The organism is Maricaulis maris MCS10, assembly GCF_000014745.1.
GTDB lineage: Bacteria > Pseudomonadota > Alphaproteobacteria > Caulobacterales > Maricaulaceae > Maricaulis > Maricaulis maris_A.
In genome coordinates this window covers 1942889-1959147 of the sequence record NC_008347.1, presented here as the reverse complement: position 1 = coordinate 1959147, position 16259 = coordinate 1942889, and the positions used below count along the sequence as shown (strand labels likewise).

Below are 16259 nucleotides of genomic sequence, written 5' to 3'. Positions count from 1 at the left end.
GTCCGGGGGCTTGCCCCAGGATCAACCGGAGCGGCGCCGCGGGGGCGATCCCCGCATATAATTGCGCAGTGCTGTCTGCGAAGGGAGCCGACATGGGTCTGTCGTTCACCGGCAAAAAGCGGATTCGCAAATCTTTCGGACGTATTCCGGAAACCGTTGCGATGCCGAATCTCATCGAAGTCCAGAAGAGCTCATACGAGCACTTCCTGATGAAAGAGGTGCCTGCCGCCGAGCGCGACGACACCGGCATGCAGGCGGTCTTCAAGTCCGTCTTCCCGGTCAAGGATTTCGCCGAACGGGCTGTCCTCGACTTCGTGTCCTACGAATTCGAGCCCCCCAAGTTCGACGTTGAAGAGTGCCAGCAGCGCGACATGACGTTCGCCGCGCCACTCAAGGTCAAAATGCGTCTCATCGTGTTTGATGTGGACGAGGAAACCGGCGCCCGTTCGGTCAAGGACATCAAGGAGCAGGACGTCTACATGGGCGATATCCCGCTCATGACGGACAAGGGCACCTTCGTCGTCAACGGCACCGAGCGCGTGATCGTTTCCCAGATGCACCGTTCGCCGGGCGTCTTCTTCGATCATGACCGCGGCAAGACCCATGCCTCGGGCAAGTATCTGTTCGCCGCTCGCATCATTCCTTACCGCGGCTCCTGGCTCGACTTCGAGTTTGATGCCAAGGACGTGGTCCACATGCGCCTCGACCGCCGCCGCAAGCTGCCGGCGACGACGCTGCTTTATGCGCTGGGTCTGGACAAGGAAGAGATCCTCTCGACCTTCTACGACACGGTCACCTACAAGGCGTCCAAGAAGGGCTGGACCGTTCCTTACGTGAAGGAACGCTGGCGTGGCGTGAAGCCTGCGCGTGATCTCGTTGATGCCAAGACGGGCGACATCATCGCGCCGGCTGGCAAGAAGATCTCCGCCCGTGCCGCCAACAAGTTTGCCGATGACGGCCTGGCCGCTCTGCTGGTTTCCGACGAGCACCTGCTCGGCGGCTATCTGGCCGACGATATGGTCAATCTGGAAACCGGTGAGATCTTTGCCGAAGCCGGCGACGAGATGAGCGAAGAGATTCTCGAGACGCTGAAGGATACCGGCGTCAAGGAACTCAACCTGCTCGACATCGACCCGGCGACCGGCGTCGGTCCCTACATCCGTGCGACCCTGGCTGCCGACAAGAATGACAGCCGTGAGCAGGCGTTGGTGGACATCTATCGCGTCATGCGTCCCGGTGAGCCGCCGACCCCGGAAACCGCTGAAGCGATGTTCCAGGGCCTGTTCTTCGATTCCGAGCGCTATGACCTCTCGGCTGTCGGCCGGGTGAAAATGAACATGCGCCTGGACCTCGATGCTCCGGACGACATGCGCACCCTGCGCAAGGAAGACATCCTGGCAGTCCTCAAGACGCTGGTCGGCCTGCGTGATGGTCGCGGCGAAATCGACGACATCGACAATCTCGGCAACCGCCGTGTGCGTTCGGTCGGCGAGCTGATGGAAAACCAGTACCGCATCGGCCTGCTGCGCATGGAACGTGCGATCAAGGAGCGGATGTCTTCGGTCGATATCGAGACCGTGATGCCGCACGACCTGGTCAACGCCAAGCCGGCTGCCGCTGCCGTGCGTGAATTCTTCGGCTCCTCGCAGCTGTCGCAATTCATGGACCAGACCAACCCGCTGTCGGAAGTCACCCACAAGCGTCGTCTCTCGGCGCTTGGCCCGGGTGGCCTGACCCGCGAGCGTGCCGGTTTTGAAGTTCGCGACGTGCACCCGACCCATTACGGCCGGATCTGCCCGATTGAGACACCGGAAGGCCCGAATATCGGCCTGATCAACTCGCTGTCGACTTTCGCCCGCGTCAACAAGTACGGTTTCATCGAGAGCCCCTACCGCAAGGTCGAGAATGGCAAGCTGACCGACCAGGTCGACTACCTCTCCGCCATGCAGGAGTCGCGCTACTCGATCGCCCAGGCGAACGCCCATGTCACCGAAAGCGGTGAGCTGGACAATGAGTTCGTCAACTGCCGGGTTGCCGGTGATGTGACGCTCGTGCCGCGCGAAGACGTGGAATATATCGACGTGTCGCCGAAACAGGTTGTTTCGGTCGCCGCGGCGCTCATTCCCTTCCTCGAAAACGATGACGCCAACCGCGCCCTGATGGGCTCGAACATGCAACGCCAGGCCGTTCCGCTCGTGAAGGCGGAAGCGCCGCTCGTCGGCACCGGCATGGAAAGCATTGTGGCGCGCGATTCCGGTGCGGCGATTGCTGCCCGCCGGACCGGTGTGATCGAACAGGTCGACGCGACCCGTATCGTTATCCGTGCAACGGAAGATCTTGATGCCGCCAAGTCAGGCGTCGACATCTACCGCCTGTCCAAATTCCAGCGGTCGAACCAGTCGACCTGTATCAACCAGCGCCCGATCGTGCGCGTGGGTGACCAGGTCCATGCCGGTGACATCATTGCAGATGGCCCGTCCACCGATCTCGGCGAGCTCGCGCTCGGCCGTAATGTTGTCGTCGCCTTCATGCCGTGGAATGGCTACAACTTCGAGGACTCGATCCTGATTTCCGAGCGCATCGTGCGCGACGACGTCTTCACCTCGATCCACCTCGAAGAGTTCGAGATCGCGGCCCGCGACACCAAGCTGGGACCGGAAGAGATCACACGCGATATTCCGAATGTCGGCGAGGAAGCCCTGCGCAATCTCGACGAAGCCGGTATTGTTGCGGTTGGTGCTGAAGTCGCCGCTGGCGATATCCTGGTCGGCAAGGTCACACCGAAGGGCGAGAGCCCGATGACGCCGGAAGAAAAGCTTCTGCGCGCCATCTTCGGTGAGAAAGCCTCCGACGTTCGTGACACCTCGCTTCGCATGCCGTCCGGTGCCACCGGCACGGTGGTCGAAGTCCGCGTCTTCAACCGTCATGGTGTCGACAAGGATGAGCGCGCGATTTCCATCGAGCGTGAAGAGATCGAACGTCTCGGCAAGGACCGGGATGACGAGCTCGCCATCCTCGAGCGCAACATCTATCAGCGTCTCGGCGATCTCCTGCTTGGCAAGACGGCGGTCTCCGGCCCGCGCGGCTTTGCCAAGGGCAAGGTTTCGCAGGACGCGCTGGACGAAACCCCGCGCAGCGGCTGGTGGCGTATCGGCCTCGACGACGAGAAGGCCATGGCCGAAGTCGAAGCCCTGCAAAAGCAGTATGACGACTCGAAGGCTCGCCTCGACCGTCGCTTTGAAGACAAGGTCGACAAGCTCCAGCGCGGCGATGAAATGCCGCCGGGCGTGATGAAGATGGTCAAGGTCTTCGTCGCCGTGAAGCGCAAGCTTCAGCCGGGTGACAAGATGGCCGGCCGTCACGGCAACAAGGGTGTCATCTCCAAGATCAACCCGATCGAGGACATGCCCTTCCTGGCCAATGGCGAAGCGGTGGACATCGTCCTCAACCCGCTCGGCGTGCCGTCGCGAATGAATGTCGGTCAGATCCTGGAAACCCATCTGGGTTGGGCCTGCCGCGGTCTCGGCAAACAGCTCGGCGAAGCCTATGACGCCTACAAGCGTGATGGCAGCACCGCGACGCTGAGATCCGAGCTGGACCGGGTCTATGAAGGAGATGAGCTTCCGGAAACGGATAGCGATATCGCCGAACTGGGCCTGAACCTGTCCAATGGCGTGCCGATCGCGACCCCGGTCTTCGACGGTGCCCGTGAGCCCGATGTGGCGCATTGGCTGACCAAGGCGGGCTTCGATCCGTCCGGCCAGTCGACGCTCTATGACGGTCAGACCGGTGAACCCTTCCGTCGCAAGGTGACGGTCGGTGTGAAGCACCTGCTGAAACTGCACCACCTGGTGGATGACAAGATCCACGCCCGTTCGATCGGACCGTACAGCCTTGTGACCCAGCAGCCGCTGGGTGGTAAGGCCCAGTTCGGTGGTCAGCGCTTCGGTGAGATGGAAGTGTGGGCGCTTGAAGCTTACGGCGCGGCGTACACGCTGCAGGAAATGCTGACGGTGAAGTCGGATGACGTGGCCGGCCGGACCAAGGTCTATGAGGCCATTGTCCGCGGTGACGACACCTTCGAAGCCGGCGTTCCGGAAAGCTTCAACGTGCTGGTCAAGGAAATGCGTTCTCTCGGCCTCAACGTCGAACTGAAGAACGGCTAAGGCTGAACCATATTTTGCGGGGCAGGGCCAACCCTGTCCCGCTTGCCCCTTTTGGGAGACGGCGACATGAATCACGACGTCATGAACATCTTCAATCCGGCTGCCGAAGGCCCGTCCTTCGACCGGATCCGCATTGCCCTGGCCAGCCCGGAGAAAATCCACTCCTGGTCCTTCGGCGAAGTGAAAAAGCCCGAGACGATCAATTACCGGACCTTCAAGCCCGAGCGCGACGGCCTGTTCTGCGCCCGCATCTTCGGACCGGTAAAGGATTACGAGTGCCTGTGCGGCAAGTACAAGCGCATCAAGTACAAGGGTATCGTCTGCGAGAAGTGCGGCGTTGAAGTGACCCTGGCCCGCGTCCGTCGCGAGCGCATGGGTCACATCGAGCTGGCTGCTCCGGTCGCCCACATCTGGTTCCTGAAGTCGCTGCCGTCCCGGATCGCCATGATCCTCGACATGGCGCTGAAGGATGTGGAGCGGGTGCTCTACTTCGAGAACTACGTCGTCATCGAGCCGGGTCTGACCCCGCTCCAGCCGTTCCAGCTGCTCTCTGAAGAAGAGTATATGGAAGCGCAGGACGAATACGGCGAAGACGCCTTCACGGCCGGCATCGGCGCTGAAGCGGTCCGCGAAATCCTCATCAACATGGATCTGGAAGCCGAGTGCGCCAAGGTCCGTGAGGACATGAAGGAAACCGGGTCCGAGCTGAAGCTGAAGAAGTACGCCAAGCGTCTCAAGCTGATGGAAAACTTCCTCACCTCGGGCAACCGCCCGGAGTGGATGATCATGACGGTCATTCCGGTCATTCCGCCGGAACTGCGTCCGCTCGTGCCGCTCGATGGTGGCCGTTTCGCGACGTCGGATCTCAACGATCTCTACCGCCGCGTCATCAACCGCAACAACCGCCTCAAGCGCCTCATCGAGCTGCGCGCGCCGGACATCATCATCCGGAACGAAAAGCGGATGCTGCAGGAATCCGTCGACGCCCTGTTCGACAATGGCCGTCGTGGCCGCGTCATCACCGGTGCCAACAAGCGCCCGCTGAAGTCGCTGTCCGACATGCTGAAGGGCAAGCAGGGCCGGTTCCGCCAGAACCTGCTCGGCAAGCGCGTCGACTATTCGGGCCGTTCGGTCATCGTGGTCGGTCCGGATCTCAAACTGCACGAGTGCGGCCTGCCCAAGAAGATGGCGCTCGAACTGTTCAAGCCCTTCATCTATGCGCGTCTCGACGCCAAGGGTCTGTCCGGCACGGTCAAGCAGTCCAAGAAGCTGGTCGAGAAAGAGCGTCCGGAAGTCTGGGACGTGCTCGACGAGGTCATTCGCGAACATCCGGTCATGCTGAACCGGGCGCCGACCCTGCACCGTCTGGGTATCCAGGCGTTCGAGCCGAAGCTGATCGAGGGCAAGGCCATCCAGCTTCACCCGCTGGTCTGTGCCGCCTTCAACGCCGACTTTGACGGTGACCAGATGGCTGTTCACGTTCCGCTCTCGCTGGAAGCCCAGCTGGAAGCGCGGACGTTGATGATGTCCACCAACAACATCCTCTCGCCGGCCAATGGCAAGCCGATCATCGTGCCGTCGCAGGATATCGTGCTGGGCCTCTACTACCTGTCGATCGAGAAGGATAACGAGCCGGGCGAGGGCATGGCCTTCGGTAGCCGTGCCGAGCTGGAAGCGGCGCTCGAGTCCGATGTCATCACCTTGCACACCAAGATCAAGGCGCGCTGGGAAGGCATTGATGTCGACGGCAACAAGATCACCAAGGTGATCGAGACCACGCCGGGCCGCAAGATGCTGGTCGATCTCCTGCCCAAGCACGCCAAGATGCAGCCGGAAATGATCGGTGAGCTGCTCACAAAGAAAGCCATCGGCGCCCTGATTGATCAGGTCTATCGCCACTGTGGCCAGAAGGCGACGGTCATCTTCTGTGACCAGATCATGGGGCTCGGCTTCAAGGAAGCGGCCAAGGCCGGCATTTCCTTCGGCAAGGACGACATGCTGATCCCGGACGCCAAGGCCGATCTGGTCGGTGCGACCCGCGACATGGTGTCGGATTACGAGCAGCAATATGTCGACGGTCTGATCACCAAGGGTGAGAAGTACAACAAGGTCGTTGATGCCTGGGCCAAGTGTACCGACAACGTCGCTGACGCCATGATGGACGAGATCTCCAAGACCTCGGTCGGCGAAGACGGCCGGACGTCGGAAGTGAACTCGGTCTACATGATGGCCCACTCCGGTGCTCGTGGTTCGAAGAACCAGATGAAGCAGCTGGCCGGCATGCGCGGCCTGATGGCCAAGCCATCGGGCGAGATCATCGAGACGCCGATCATCTCGAACTTCAAGGAGGGCCTGACCGTCCTTGAATACTTCAACTCCACGCACGGTGCCCGTAAGGGTCTGGCCGACACCGCCCTGAAGACGGCCAACTCGGGTTACCTGACCCGTCGTCTCGTCGATGTCGCCCAGGACTGCATCATCACCGAAGAAGACTGTGGCACGTCCGAAGGCTTCGAGATCCAGGCGGTTGTCGATGGCGGTGATGTTGTCGTCTCGCTGGAACAGCGCATTCTCGGCCGCACCCTGGCCGCGGAAGTGAAGGATCCGGCGTCCGGCGAAGTGATCTGCCCGGCCGACACCTATGTCGACGAAGACCTCGCCATGGCGATCGAAATGGCCGGCGTCCAGAGCGTCATCGCACGCTCGCCGCTGACCTGTGAGACCCGTGTCGGTGTCTGTGCGACCTGTTATGGCCGTGATCTGGCGCGCGGTACGCGCGTCAATATCGGTGAGGCTGTCGGCGTCATCGCGGCACAGTCGATCGGTGAGCCGGGTACCCAGCTGACCATGCGGACCTTCCACATTGGTGGTACCGCCCAGGTCTCCGAGCAATCCTTCATCGAGGCCGGTTCGGAAGGCAAGGTGACCTTCAAGAACCCGTCTACCGTGACCAATTCCGACGGCGATCTGATCGCCCTGTCGCGCAATATGCAGCTCGTTATCGTCGATACCGAGGGCAAGGAGCGCGAGAGCTACAAGCTGGGTTACGGCACCAAGCTGAAGGTCAAGGAAGGCGACAAGACCACCCGCGGCCAACGCCTCGGCGAGTGGGACCCGTATACGGCTCCGGTCGTGTCGGAAGTCGGCGGCAAGGTGAAATTCGTCGACATCGCCGAAGGCGTGTCGGTGAAGGAAGAGACAGACGAAGCCACGGGTATCGCCTCCAAGGTGGTCATCGACTGGCGGGGTTCGGCCAAGGCCAATGCGCTGCAGCCGACGATCGTCGTGCAGGACGAGAATGGTGAGCCGATCAAGCTCTCCTCCGGTTCCACCGCCAGCTACATGCTGGCCGTTGGCGCCATTCTCTCGGTTGCCGATGGCGACACGGTCCGTCCGGGTGACATTGTCGCCCGTATCCCGACGGAAGGCGCCAAGACGCGCGACATCACCGGTGGTCTGCCGCGTGTTGCCGAGCTGTTCGAAGCCCGTCGTCCCAAGGATCACGCGGTCATCGCCGAGATCACCGGTCGGGTCGAGTTCGGCCGCGACTACAAGAACAAGCGCCGTATCGCGATTGTTCCGGAAGGTGACGAGGCCGAGAAGGTCGAATACCTGGTGCCGAAGGGCAAACACCTGACCTGTCAGGAAGGCGATGTGATCCAGAAGGGCGAATACCTGCTCGACGGTCACCCGGCGCCGCACGATATCCTGGCGATCCTGGGTGTTCCGGCCCTGGCCAATTACCTGATCGACGAGATCCAGGAGGTCTATCGACTGCAGGGCGTGCCGATCAACGACAAGCACATCGAGACGATCGTTCGTCAGATGCTGCAGAAGATCGAGGTCAAGGATCCGGGCGAGAGCACGTATCTGGCCGCCGAACAGGTCGACAAGATCGAGTTCATCGAGACCAATGAACGGCTCGAGGCCGAAGGCAAGCGCATGGCGACCGGTGACCCGGTCCTGCTGGGCATCACCAAGGCGTCGCTGCAGACGCGCTCCTTCATCTCGGCCGCCTCCTTCCAGGAGACCACCCGCGTCCTCACCGAGGCGGCAGTCCAGGGCAAGGAAGACACGCTCGAGGGCCTGAAGGAAAACGTCATCGTGGGCCGACTGATTCCCGCCGGCACGGGCGCCATCATGCGCCAGTACCAGGTGATCGCTGATGATCTGGATGCGGACATGCTCGCCGAGCGCGAAGCCGCTGTTGAGGCCGAAGGTCTTCCGACCGAGATTGCCGAGGCAGCTGCAGAGGAAATGGCCGCAGAAGAGGGCGCCAGCTAGCCCAATTCGGGGTCGATATCCCTGTAATGACTGAGAAAAGGCCGTCGGGTAACCGGCGGCCTTTTTGTATCGGCTGTTACCGGGCCGGGGCGCCTCAGAAAACCTCTGAACAAGCGCTTGACGAATGCGAGTCGCGTGCGTAGTTTCCGCGCTCGTTTGAAGGACGGGCCGTAACCCACGCGGTTAGACGTCGTCCACGGTAACGGAAAAACCCCAGATGCCGCCGTGCGGGCCTCGTGCCTGAGCGTCGGGATCTTTCTTTGCGTCCATCAGCATTTCAACATGCTGGGGGGCGTGGTTGTTGAGATTAGGAACGGATTAGAGCGGGATGCCAACAATCAACCAGCTCATTCGCAAGCCGCGAAAAGACAAGCCGAAGCGCAACAAGGTGCCGGCCCTACAGGCTTGCCCGCAGCGCCGAGGCGTTTGCACGCGCGTCTATACCACGACCCCGAAAAAGCCGAACTCGGCCTTGCGGAAAGTCGCCAAAGTGCGTCTGACCAACGGGCATGAAGTTGTGAGCTACATCCCGGGTGAGGGTCACAATCTGCAGGAGCACTCAGTTGTCCTTATCCGCGGTGGCCGCGTGAAGGACCTTCCGGGTGTCCGCTATCATATTCTTCGCGGCGTTCTGGATACCCAGGGCGTCAAGGACCGTAAGCAACGCCGTTCCAAGTACGGCGCCAAGCGTCCTAAGTAAGGGAGACGTCCATGTCGCGTCGTCACCGCGCAGAGAAACGCGAGATCTTTCCGGACCCCAAGTTCGGAGATCGCGATCTCACCAAGTTCATGAACTACATCATGCTCGACGGCAAAAAATCCGTCGCCGAGCGCATTGTCTATGGCGCTCTCGAAATTGTCGAAGAGAAGCTGAAGCGCGAGCCGATCCGTGTCTTCCACGATGCCTTGGACAATGTGGCCCCTGAGGTCGAGGTCCGCTCCCGCCGTGTTGGTGGTGCAACCTATCAGGTGCCGGTTGAAGTCCGCGCCGAGCGCAAGAAAGCCCTGGCCATTCGCTGGCTGACGGGTGCTGCGCGCGGTCGCAACGAAAACACCATGCGCGAGCGTCTCGCCGCTGAAATGATGGATGCCTCCGCCAATCGCGGGACCGCCGTCAAGAAGCGCGAAGACACGCACCGGATGGCGGAAGCCAACCGCGCTTTCTCGCACTACCGCTGGTAACCCCTTACAGGCACTGACCCGTACCAAGGACCCTGACAAATGGCCCGCGACTACAAAATCGAGGACTACCGCAATTTCGGCATCATGGCTCACATCGATGCTGGCAAGACGACGACGACCGAGCGGATCCTCTATTACACCGGCAAGTCCCACAAGATTGGTGAAGTGCACGATGGTGCCGCCACCATGGACTGGATGGAGCAGGAGCAGGAGCGTGGCATCACGATCACCTCGGCTGCGACAACCTGTTTCTGGAATGGCAAGCGCCTGAACATCATCGACACGCCCGGCCACGTCGACTTCACCATTGAAGTCGAGCGTTCGCTGCGTGTGCTCGACGGTGCCGTGTGCTGCCTGGATGCCAATGCCGGTGTCGAGCCGCAGACCGAAACGGTCTGGCGTCAGGCTGACCGCTACAAGGTTCCGCGCATGGTGTTCATCAACAAGATGGACAAGCTGGGCGCTGACTTCTTCAACTGTGTCAAAATGATCGAAGATCGCCTGGGCGCCACACCGCTTTGCGTTCAGCTCCCGATCGGCTCGGAAACCGAGTTCGAGGGCGTGATCGACCTGATCAAGATGAAGGAGCTCGTCTGGAAGGGTGAGGGCCTGGGCGCCGAGTGGGAAGAGCGCGACATCCGCGCCGACCTCGCCGACAAGGCTGCCGAGTATCGTGAAGCGCTGGTCGAAACAGCTGTCGAGCAGGACGAGGCGGCGATGGAAGCCTATCTGGAAGGCGAAGAGCCTTCCGAAGAGCTGCTCAAGTCGCTGATCCGCAAGGGCTGCATCGCGCTGGCCTTCAATCCGATCCTGTGTGGCACGGCCTTCAAGAACAAAGGCGTTCAGCCCCTGCTTGACGCGGTTGTCGATTTCCTGCCGAACCCGACCGAGGTTCCGGCCATCAAGGGCATCGATTTCAAGACCGAGGAAGAAGTCGTCCGTCGCGCCAGCGATGACGAGCCGACCTCGCTGCTCGCCTTCAAGATCATGAACGACCCGTTTGTCGGATCGCTCACCTTTGCGCGCATGTATTCCGGTCACCTCGAGACGGGTATTTCCCTGCTCAACACGGTGAAGGACAAGAAAGAGCGTATCGGCCGCATGTTGCTGATGCACTCCAACTCGCGTGAAGACATCAAGGAATGCTTTGCCGGCGACATTGTTGCCATTGCGGGCCTCAAGGACACGACCACGGGCGACACGCTGTGTGACCCGATGAAGCCGGTCATTCTCGAGCGCATGGAGTTCCCGGATCCGGTCATCGAACTGGCTATCGAGCCGAAGTCGAAGGCCGACCAGGAGAAGCTCGGCGTCGCCCTGCAGCGCTTGGCCGCCGAGGATCCGTCCTTCCGCATGAAGACTGACGAAGAATCCGGTCAGACCATCATTGCCGGCATGGGCGAGCTTCACCTCGACATTCTCGTCGATCGGATGAAGCGCGAGTTCAAGGTTGAAGCGAATGTCGGTGCGCCGCAGGTGGCCTATCGTGAATCGCTGAGCCAGAAGGGCCTCGTCGACTACACGCACAAGAAGCAGTCCGGTGGTTCGGGTCAGTTTGCCCGCGTCAAGATCGAATTCGGTCCGGGCGAGCCGGGGTCGGGCTTCGTGTTCGAATCCAAGATCGTCGGCGGTAACGTCCCGAAAGAATACATTCCGGGCGTCGAGAAGGGCCTCAAATCCGTCATGGATGGCGGCCTGATTGCCGGTTTCCCGGTGATCGACGTGCACGCCATGCTGGTTGACGGCGCCTATCACGACGTTGACTCCAGCGTCCTCGCCTTCGAGATCGCGGCTCGCGCCGCCTTCCGTGAAGCCAAGTCGCATTGTGCGCCGAAGCTTCTGGAGCCGATCATGAAGGTCGAAGTGGTGACGCCGGACGAGTACACCGGTGGTGTCATTGGTGACCTGAACTCCCGTCGGGGTCAGATCGCCGGTCAGGAAATGCGCGGCAATGCAACCGTCGTGAATGCGATGGTGCCGCTGGCGAACATGTTCGGCTACGTCAACAACCTGCGGTCTGCGACCCAGGGCCGGGCACAGTTCACCATGCTTTTCGATCACTACGAGGCGGTTCCCAAGGCCGTCGAACAAGAAGTCATCGCCAAGTCCGCCTAAGCGGACCTCTGGTCACAGTATAACAACGAACACACGGATTTCGGAGCGAGATCATGGCGAAGGAAAAGTTTGAGCGCACCAAGCCGCACGCGAACATCGGCACGATTGGTCACGTTGACCACGGCAAGACGACGCTGACGGCTGCGATCACGATGGTACTGGCGGAAGCGTCCGGCGGTACTGCGAAGGGTTATGACGAGATTGACAGTGCGCCTGAAGAAAAGGCACGCGGCATCACCATCTCGACGGCTCACGTTGAGTATGAGACGGCCAACCGTCACTACGCCCACGTTGATTGCCCGGGCCACGCTGACTATGTGAAGAACATGATCACGGGTGCGGCGCAGATGGACGGCGCGATCCTGGTTGTGAACGCCGCTGACGGCCCGATGCCGCAGACGCGCGAGCACATCCTGCTGGCCCGCCAGGTTGGCGTTCCGGCGCTGGTGGTTTTCCTGAACAAGGTTGACCAGGTTGACGATGAAGAGCTGCTCGAGCTGGTCGAGATGGAAGTTCGCGAACTTCTGTCCTCCTACGAGTTCCCGGGCGACGATCTGCCGATCGTTGCGGGTTCGGCTCTGGCGGCTGTTGAAGGTCGTGACGATCATATCGGCAAGGACAAGATCCTTGAGCTGATGGCGGCTGTGGATGAGTACATCCCGACGCCTGAGCGTCCGATCGACCAGCCTTTCCTGATGCCGATCGAGGACGTGTTCTCGATCTCGGGCCGCGGCACGGTCGTGACCGGCCGTATCGAGCGCGGTGTCGTCAAGGTTGGTGAAGAGATCGAAATCGTCGGTGTCCGTGACACCACGAAGACGACCTGCACCGGCGTCGAGATGTTCCGCAAGCTGCTCGATCAGGGCCAGGCTGGCGACAATGTCGGCGTGCTGCTTCGCGGCGTGGACCGTGAAGGTGTCGAGCGTGGCCAGGTCCTGGCCAAGCCGGGCTCCATCACGCCGCACCACAAGTTCGTGGCAGAAGCCTATATCCTGACCAAGGAAGAGGGTGGCCGTCACACGCCGTTCTTCACCAATTACCGCCCGCAGTTCTACTTCCGCACCACCGACGTTACCGGTGTTGTGACGCTGAACGAAGGTACGGAAATGGTGATGCCGGGCGACAATATCGAAATGAATGTCGAGCTGATCGTGCCGATCGCCATGGAAGAGAAGCTCCGCTTCGCAATCCGTGAAGGTGGCCGCACCGTCGGCGCCGGCGTCGTCTCGAAAATCATCGAGTAGACTACCCCATCCGATCGGGGCGGTGCCTGAGGTATCCGCCCCGGTTTGCTCTTTTTGAAAGTTAAGAAACGGGATCGGTTTGATGGAACGTCAAAACATCCGCATTCGCCTGAAGGCGTTCGATCACCGGGTTCTGGATAATTCCACCCGGGAGATCGTTTCGACAGCCAAGCGCACGGGCGCCAACGTCCGTGGTCCGATTCCGCTGCCGACACGCATCGAGAAATTCACGGTGCTGCGTTCGCCGCACATCGACAAGAAGTCGCGCGAGCAGTTCGAAATCCGGACTCACAAACGCCTTCTCGACATCGTCGACCCCACCCCGCAAACCGTGGACGCGCTGATGAAGCTCGACCTGTCGGCCGGCGTGGACGTCGAGATCAAGCTGGGAGCGTAGGATTATGCGCCAGGAAGATCGCAGAACAGGCGTGGTTGCCCGCAAGCTGGGCATGACACGCATTTTCGCCGAAGACGGTTCGCACGTGCCCTGCACGGTGCTGCACATGGACAATGTCCAGGTCGTGTCTCACAAGACCGCCGATCGGGATGGCTATGTTGCACTCCAGCTGGGTGCCGGTGAAGCCAAGGCCAAGCGCACGCCGAAGGCGATGCGCGGTCACTTCGCCAAGGCCAAGGTTGCGCCCAAGCGCAAGCTGGTCGAATTCCGCGTTGCTGAAGACGCGCTGATCGAAGTCGGCTCCGAGCTGACCGCGGACCACTTCGTCCCCGGTCAGAAAGTGGATGTCGCCGGCATCTCGATCGGTAAGGGTTTTGCAGGGGCCATGAAGCGCCACGGTTTTGGCGGCCTTCGTGCCACGCACGGTGTGTCAATCTCGCACCGTTCGCATGGTTCGACCGGTCAGTGTCAAGATCCGGGCAAGGTCTTCAAGGGCAAGAAAATGGCCGGTCACATGGGCGCTGTCCGCGTGACCACGCAGAACATCGAAGTTGTTCGTGTTGACGTCGAGCGCGGCATTGTCCTGGTCAAGGGCGCTGTTCCGGGTTCAGCCGGTGGCTGGGTCGAACTGCGCGACGCGATCAAGGGTCATGGCGGCACCGAGCTTCCCCTGCCGGGCAAGTTCCGCACGCTGGACGAGCTGAACGCGCCGGTCACGGCTGAAGTGGTTGAGAACGAGGCTGCTCCGGCGGACGCTGACAACGCGGCTCCGGAAGCTGCGGCTGACGGTGAAGAAGGAACGCAAGCATGAAGATCGAGGTCAAAACCCTCGCGGCGAAAGACGCCGGTGCGATCGATCTCGACGATGCCGTTTTCGGCATTGAAGAGGTGCGCTCCGACCTCCTGCAGCGCGTTGTGAAGTGGCAGCTGGCAGCTCGCCAGCAAGGCACGCACAAGACGCTCGGCCGCTCTGAAATCAACCGCACCAAGAAGCGCTTCGGCCGCCAAAAGGGCGGTGGTACGGCGCGTCACGGTGCCCGGTCGGCTCCGCAATTCGTCGGTGGTGGCAAGGCGCACGGTCCCCGTGTCCGCAGCCACGCCCACGAATTGCCGAAGAAGGTCCGTGCGCTTGGCCTGCGCCATGCGCTGTCGGCCAAGCTTGGCGCCAAGTCGCTGGTCATCATCGATGACGCGGCACTGGATGCCCCGCAAACCAAGGCACTGCGGACGTCGTTTGAAGGTCTGGGCATTTCCAATGCCCTGGTCATCTCCGGCGCCGAAGTGAACGAGAATTTCGCCAAGGCGGCTCGCAACCTGCCCTGCATCGACGTTCTGCCCGCACAGGGCCTGAATGTTTATGACGTGCTGCGTCGCGACACCCTGGTGCTGACCAAGGCGGCCGTGGAACAGATCCACGCACGCCTCAGCGCGAAGGAGGCTTAAGATGTCGGCTGCTGCGCGCCATTACGACACGATCCTGAGCCCGGTGATCACCGAGAAGTCGACGCTGCTTTCGGAAGAAAGCAAGGTTGTCTTCTTCGTGCCGCTCTCAGCCAACAAGGGTGAGATCGCGGAAGCGGTCGAGGCACTCTTCAAGGTGAAGGTGACGGCTGTGAACACCATCAAGGTTCACGGAAAGACCAAGCGCTTCCGGGGTATTCCCGGTCGCCGCAATGACCAGAAGAAAGCGGTCGTGACTCTCGCAGAGGGTCACTCGATCGACGTGACGACGGGTCTGTAAGATGGCTTTGAAAACATTCAAACCGACTTCTCCGGGCCGTCGCGCCCTGGTGCTGGTGGATCGCTCCGCCCTGCACAAGGGACGTCCCGAGAAGACACTGGTTGAGGGCCTCACCAAAAAGGGTGGCCGCAACAATATGGGTCGGATCACGGCCCGCCGGCGTGGTGGTGGCGCAAAGCGTCTCTATCGCCTGGTGGACTTCAAGCGCCGCAAGTGGGACATGCCCGCAACGGTCGAGCGTCTTGAGTATGACCCGAACCGGACGGCTTTCATCGCCCTCATCAAGTATGAGGACGGCGAGAAGGCCTATATCCTGGCTCCGCAGCGTCTTTCCGAAGGCGATACGGTCATCGCGTCCGCAAAGTGCGACGTGAAGCCGGGCAATGCGATGCCGCTGAAGGCGGTGCCGGTCGGCACCATCCTTCACAATGTCGAGATGAAGCCGGAGAAGGGTGGTCAGATCGCCCGTTCCGCCGGTGCCTATGTCCAGCTTGTCGGCCGTGATGCCGGCTACGCCCAGATCCGTCTGGCTTCGGGCGAGCTGCGCATGGTCTCGGACAAGTGCATGGCGACGGTCGGTGCGGTGTCAAACCCGGACCACCTCAACATCAATCTCGGCAAGGCCGGTCGCAATCGCCATCTCGGCAAGCGTCCGTCTGTTCGCGGTGTTGTCATGAACCCGGTTGATCACCCGCATGGTGGTGGTGAAGGCCGTACCTCTGGTGGTCGCCATCCGGTGACGCCTTGGGGCAAGCCGACCAAGGGTGCCAAGACACGCAAGAACAAGTCGACCGACAAGTTCATCATCCGCTCGCGCCACGAGCGCAAGAAGCGATAGGGAGCAGACGATGCCTCGCTCTGTCTGGAAAGGTCCGTTCGTCGACGGCTATCTGCTGAAAAAAGCGGAGAAGTCGCACGAGGGTGGACGCAAGCAAGCGATCAAGACCTGGTCGCGCCGTTCAACCATCATGCCGCAATTCGTGGGCCTGACATTCCAGGTTCACAACGGCAATAAATTCGTACCGGTGCTGGTGACCGAAGACATGGTCGGCCACAAGCTCGGTGAATTTTCTCCGTCGCGGACCTATTACGGTCACGCTGCGGACAAAAAAGCCAAGCGGAGATAAGCG

Annotated in this window: 12 protein-coding genes; all 12 read left to right on the top strand. The window is 61.0% G+C overall.

Going from position 1 to position 16259, the window contains the following annotated elements; genetic code table 11:
• Nucleotides 1-92: 92 nt before the first annotated feature.
• The 12 genes from rpoB (at nt 93) to rpsS (ending at nt 16256) form a co-directional block, all read left to right on the top strand.
• A complete protein-coding gene (rpoB, locus tag MMAR10_RS09330; protein WP_011643740.1) occupies nt 93-4166 on the top strand; it encodes a DNA-directed RNA polymerase subunit beta in 4074 nt (1357 codons plus the stop codon).
• A 66-nt stretch (nt 4167-4232) separates the two neighbouring features.
• A complete protein-coding gene (gene rpoC / locus MMAR10_RS09325; RefSeq protein WP_011643739.1) occupies nt 4233-8450 on the top strand; it encodes a DNA-directed RNA polymerase subunit beta' in 4218 nt (1405 codons plus the stop codon).
• A 328-nt stretch (nt 8451-8778) separates the two neighbouring features.
• Nucleotides 8779-9150: a 30S ribosomal protein S12 gene (gene rpsL, locus MMAR10_RS09320; RefSeq protein ID WP_011643738.1), complete on the top strand. Its 372-nt coding sequence runs from the start codon at nt 8779-8781 to the stop codon at nt 9148-9150.
• Nucleotides 9151-9161: 11 nt separating this feature from the next.
• The gene (gene rpsG, locus MMAR10_RS09315; protein WP_011643737.1) at nt 9162-9632 is read left to right on the top strand and encodes a 30S ribosomal protein S7; all 471 of its coding nucleotides are present in this window, start codon (nt 9162-9164) and stop codon (nt 9630-9632) included.
• Nucleotides 9633-9671: 39 nt separating this feature from the next.
• The gene (gene fusA / locus MMAR10_RS09310) at nt 9672-11747 is read left to right on the top strand and encodes an elongation factor G (protein ID WP_011643736.1); all 2076 of its coding nucleotides are present in this window, start codon (nt 9672-9674) and stop codon (nt 11745-11747) included.
• A gap of 53 nt (nt 11748-11800) precedes the next feature.
• On the top strand, nt 11801-12991 hold the full coding sequence (gene tuf, locus MMAR10_RS09305; RefSeq protein WP_011643735.1) for an elongation factor Tu: 1191 nt from the start codon (nt 11801-11803) through the stop codon (nt 12989-12991).
• 82 nt (nt 12992-13073) lie between these two features.
• Nucleotides 13074-13388 carry a 30S ribosomal protein S10 gene (gene rpsJ, locus MMAR10_RS09300; protein WP_011643734.1) on the top strand — a complete coding sequence of 105 codons (315 nt, stop codon included), beginning with the start codon at nt 13074-13076 and terminating at the stop codon, nt 13386-13388.
• A 4-nt stretch (nt 13389-13392) separates the two neighbouring features.
• Nucleotides 13393-14199 (top strand): 50S ribosomal protein L3, encoded by an 807-nt coding sequence (gene rplC / locus MMAR10_RS09295; RefSeq protein WP_011643733.1) that lies wholly within the window; start codon nt 13393-13395, stop codon nt 14197-14199.
• Complete coding sequence (gene rplD / locus MMAR10_RS09290) at nt 14196-14831, top strand: 50S ribosomal protein L4 (protein ID WP_011643732.1); 636 nt, start codon at nt 14196-14198, stop codon at nt 14829-14831. The genes rplC and rplD overlap by 4 nt, the downstream gene beginning before the upstream one ends.
• 1 nt (nt 14832) lies before the next feature.
• Nucleotides 14833-15129 carry a 50S ribosomal protein L23 gene (locus MMAR10_RS09285; protein WP_011643731.1) on the top strand — a complete coding sequence of 99 codons (297 nt, stop codon included), beginning with the start codon at nt 14833-14835 and terminating at the stop codon, nt 15127-15129.
• Between the two features lies 1 nt (nt 15130).
• Nucleotides 15131-15967, top strand: coding sequence for a 50S ribosomal protein L2 (gene rplB, locus MMAR10_RS09280; protein ID WP_011643730.1), 837 nt, complete (start codon nt 15131-15133; stop codon nt 15965-15967).
• Nucleotides 15968-15977: 10 nt separating this feature from the next.
• On the top strand, nt 15978-16256 hold the full coding sequence (gene rpsS / locus MMAR10_RS09275) for a 30S ribosomal protein S19 (protein WP_011643729.1): 279 nt from the start codon (nt 15978-15980) through the stop codon (nt 16254-16256).
• The last annotated feature ends 3 nt before the right edge of the window (nt 16257-16259 follow it).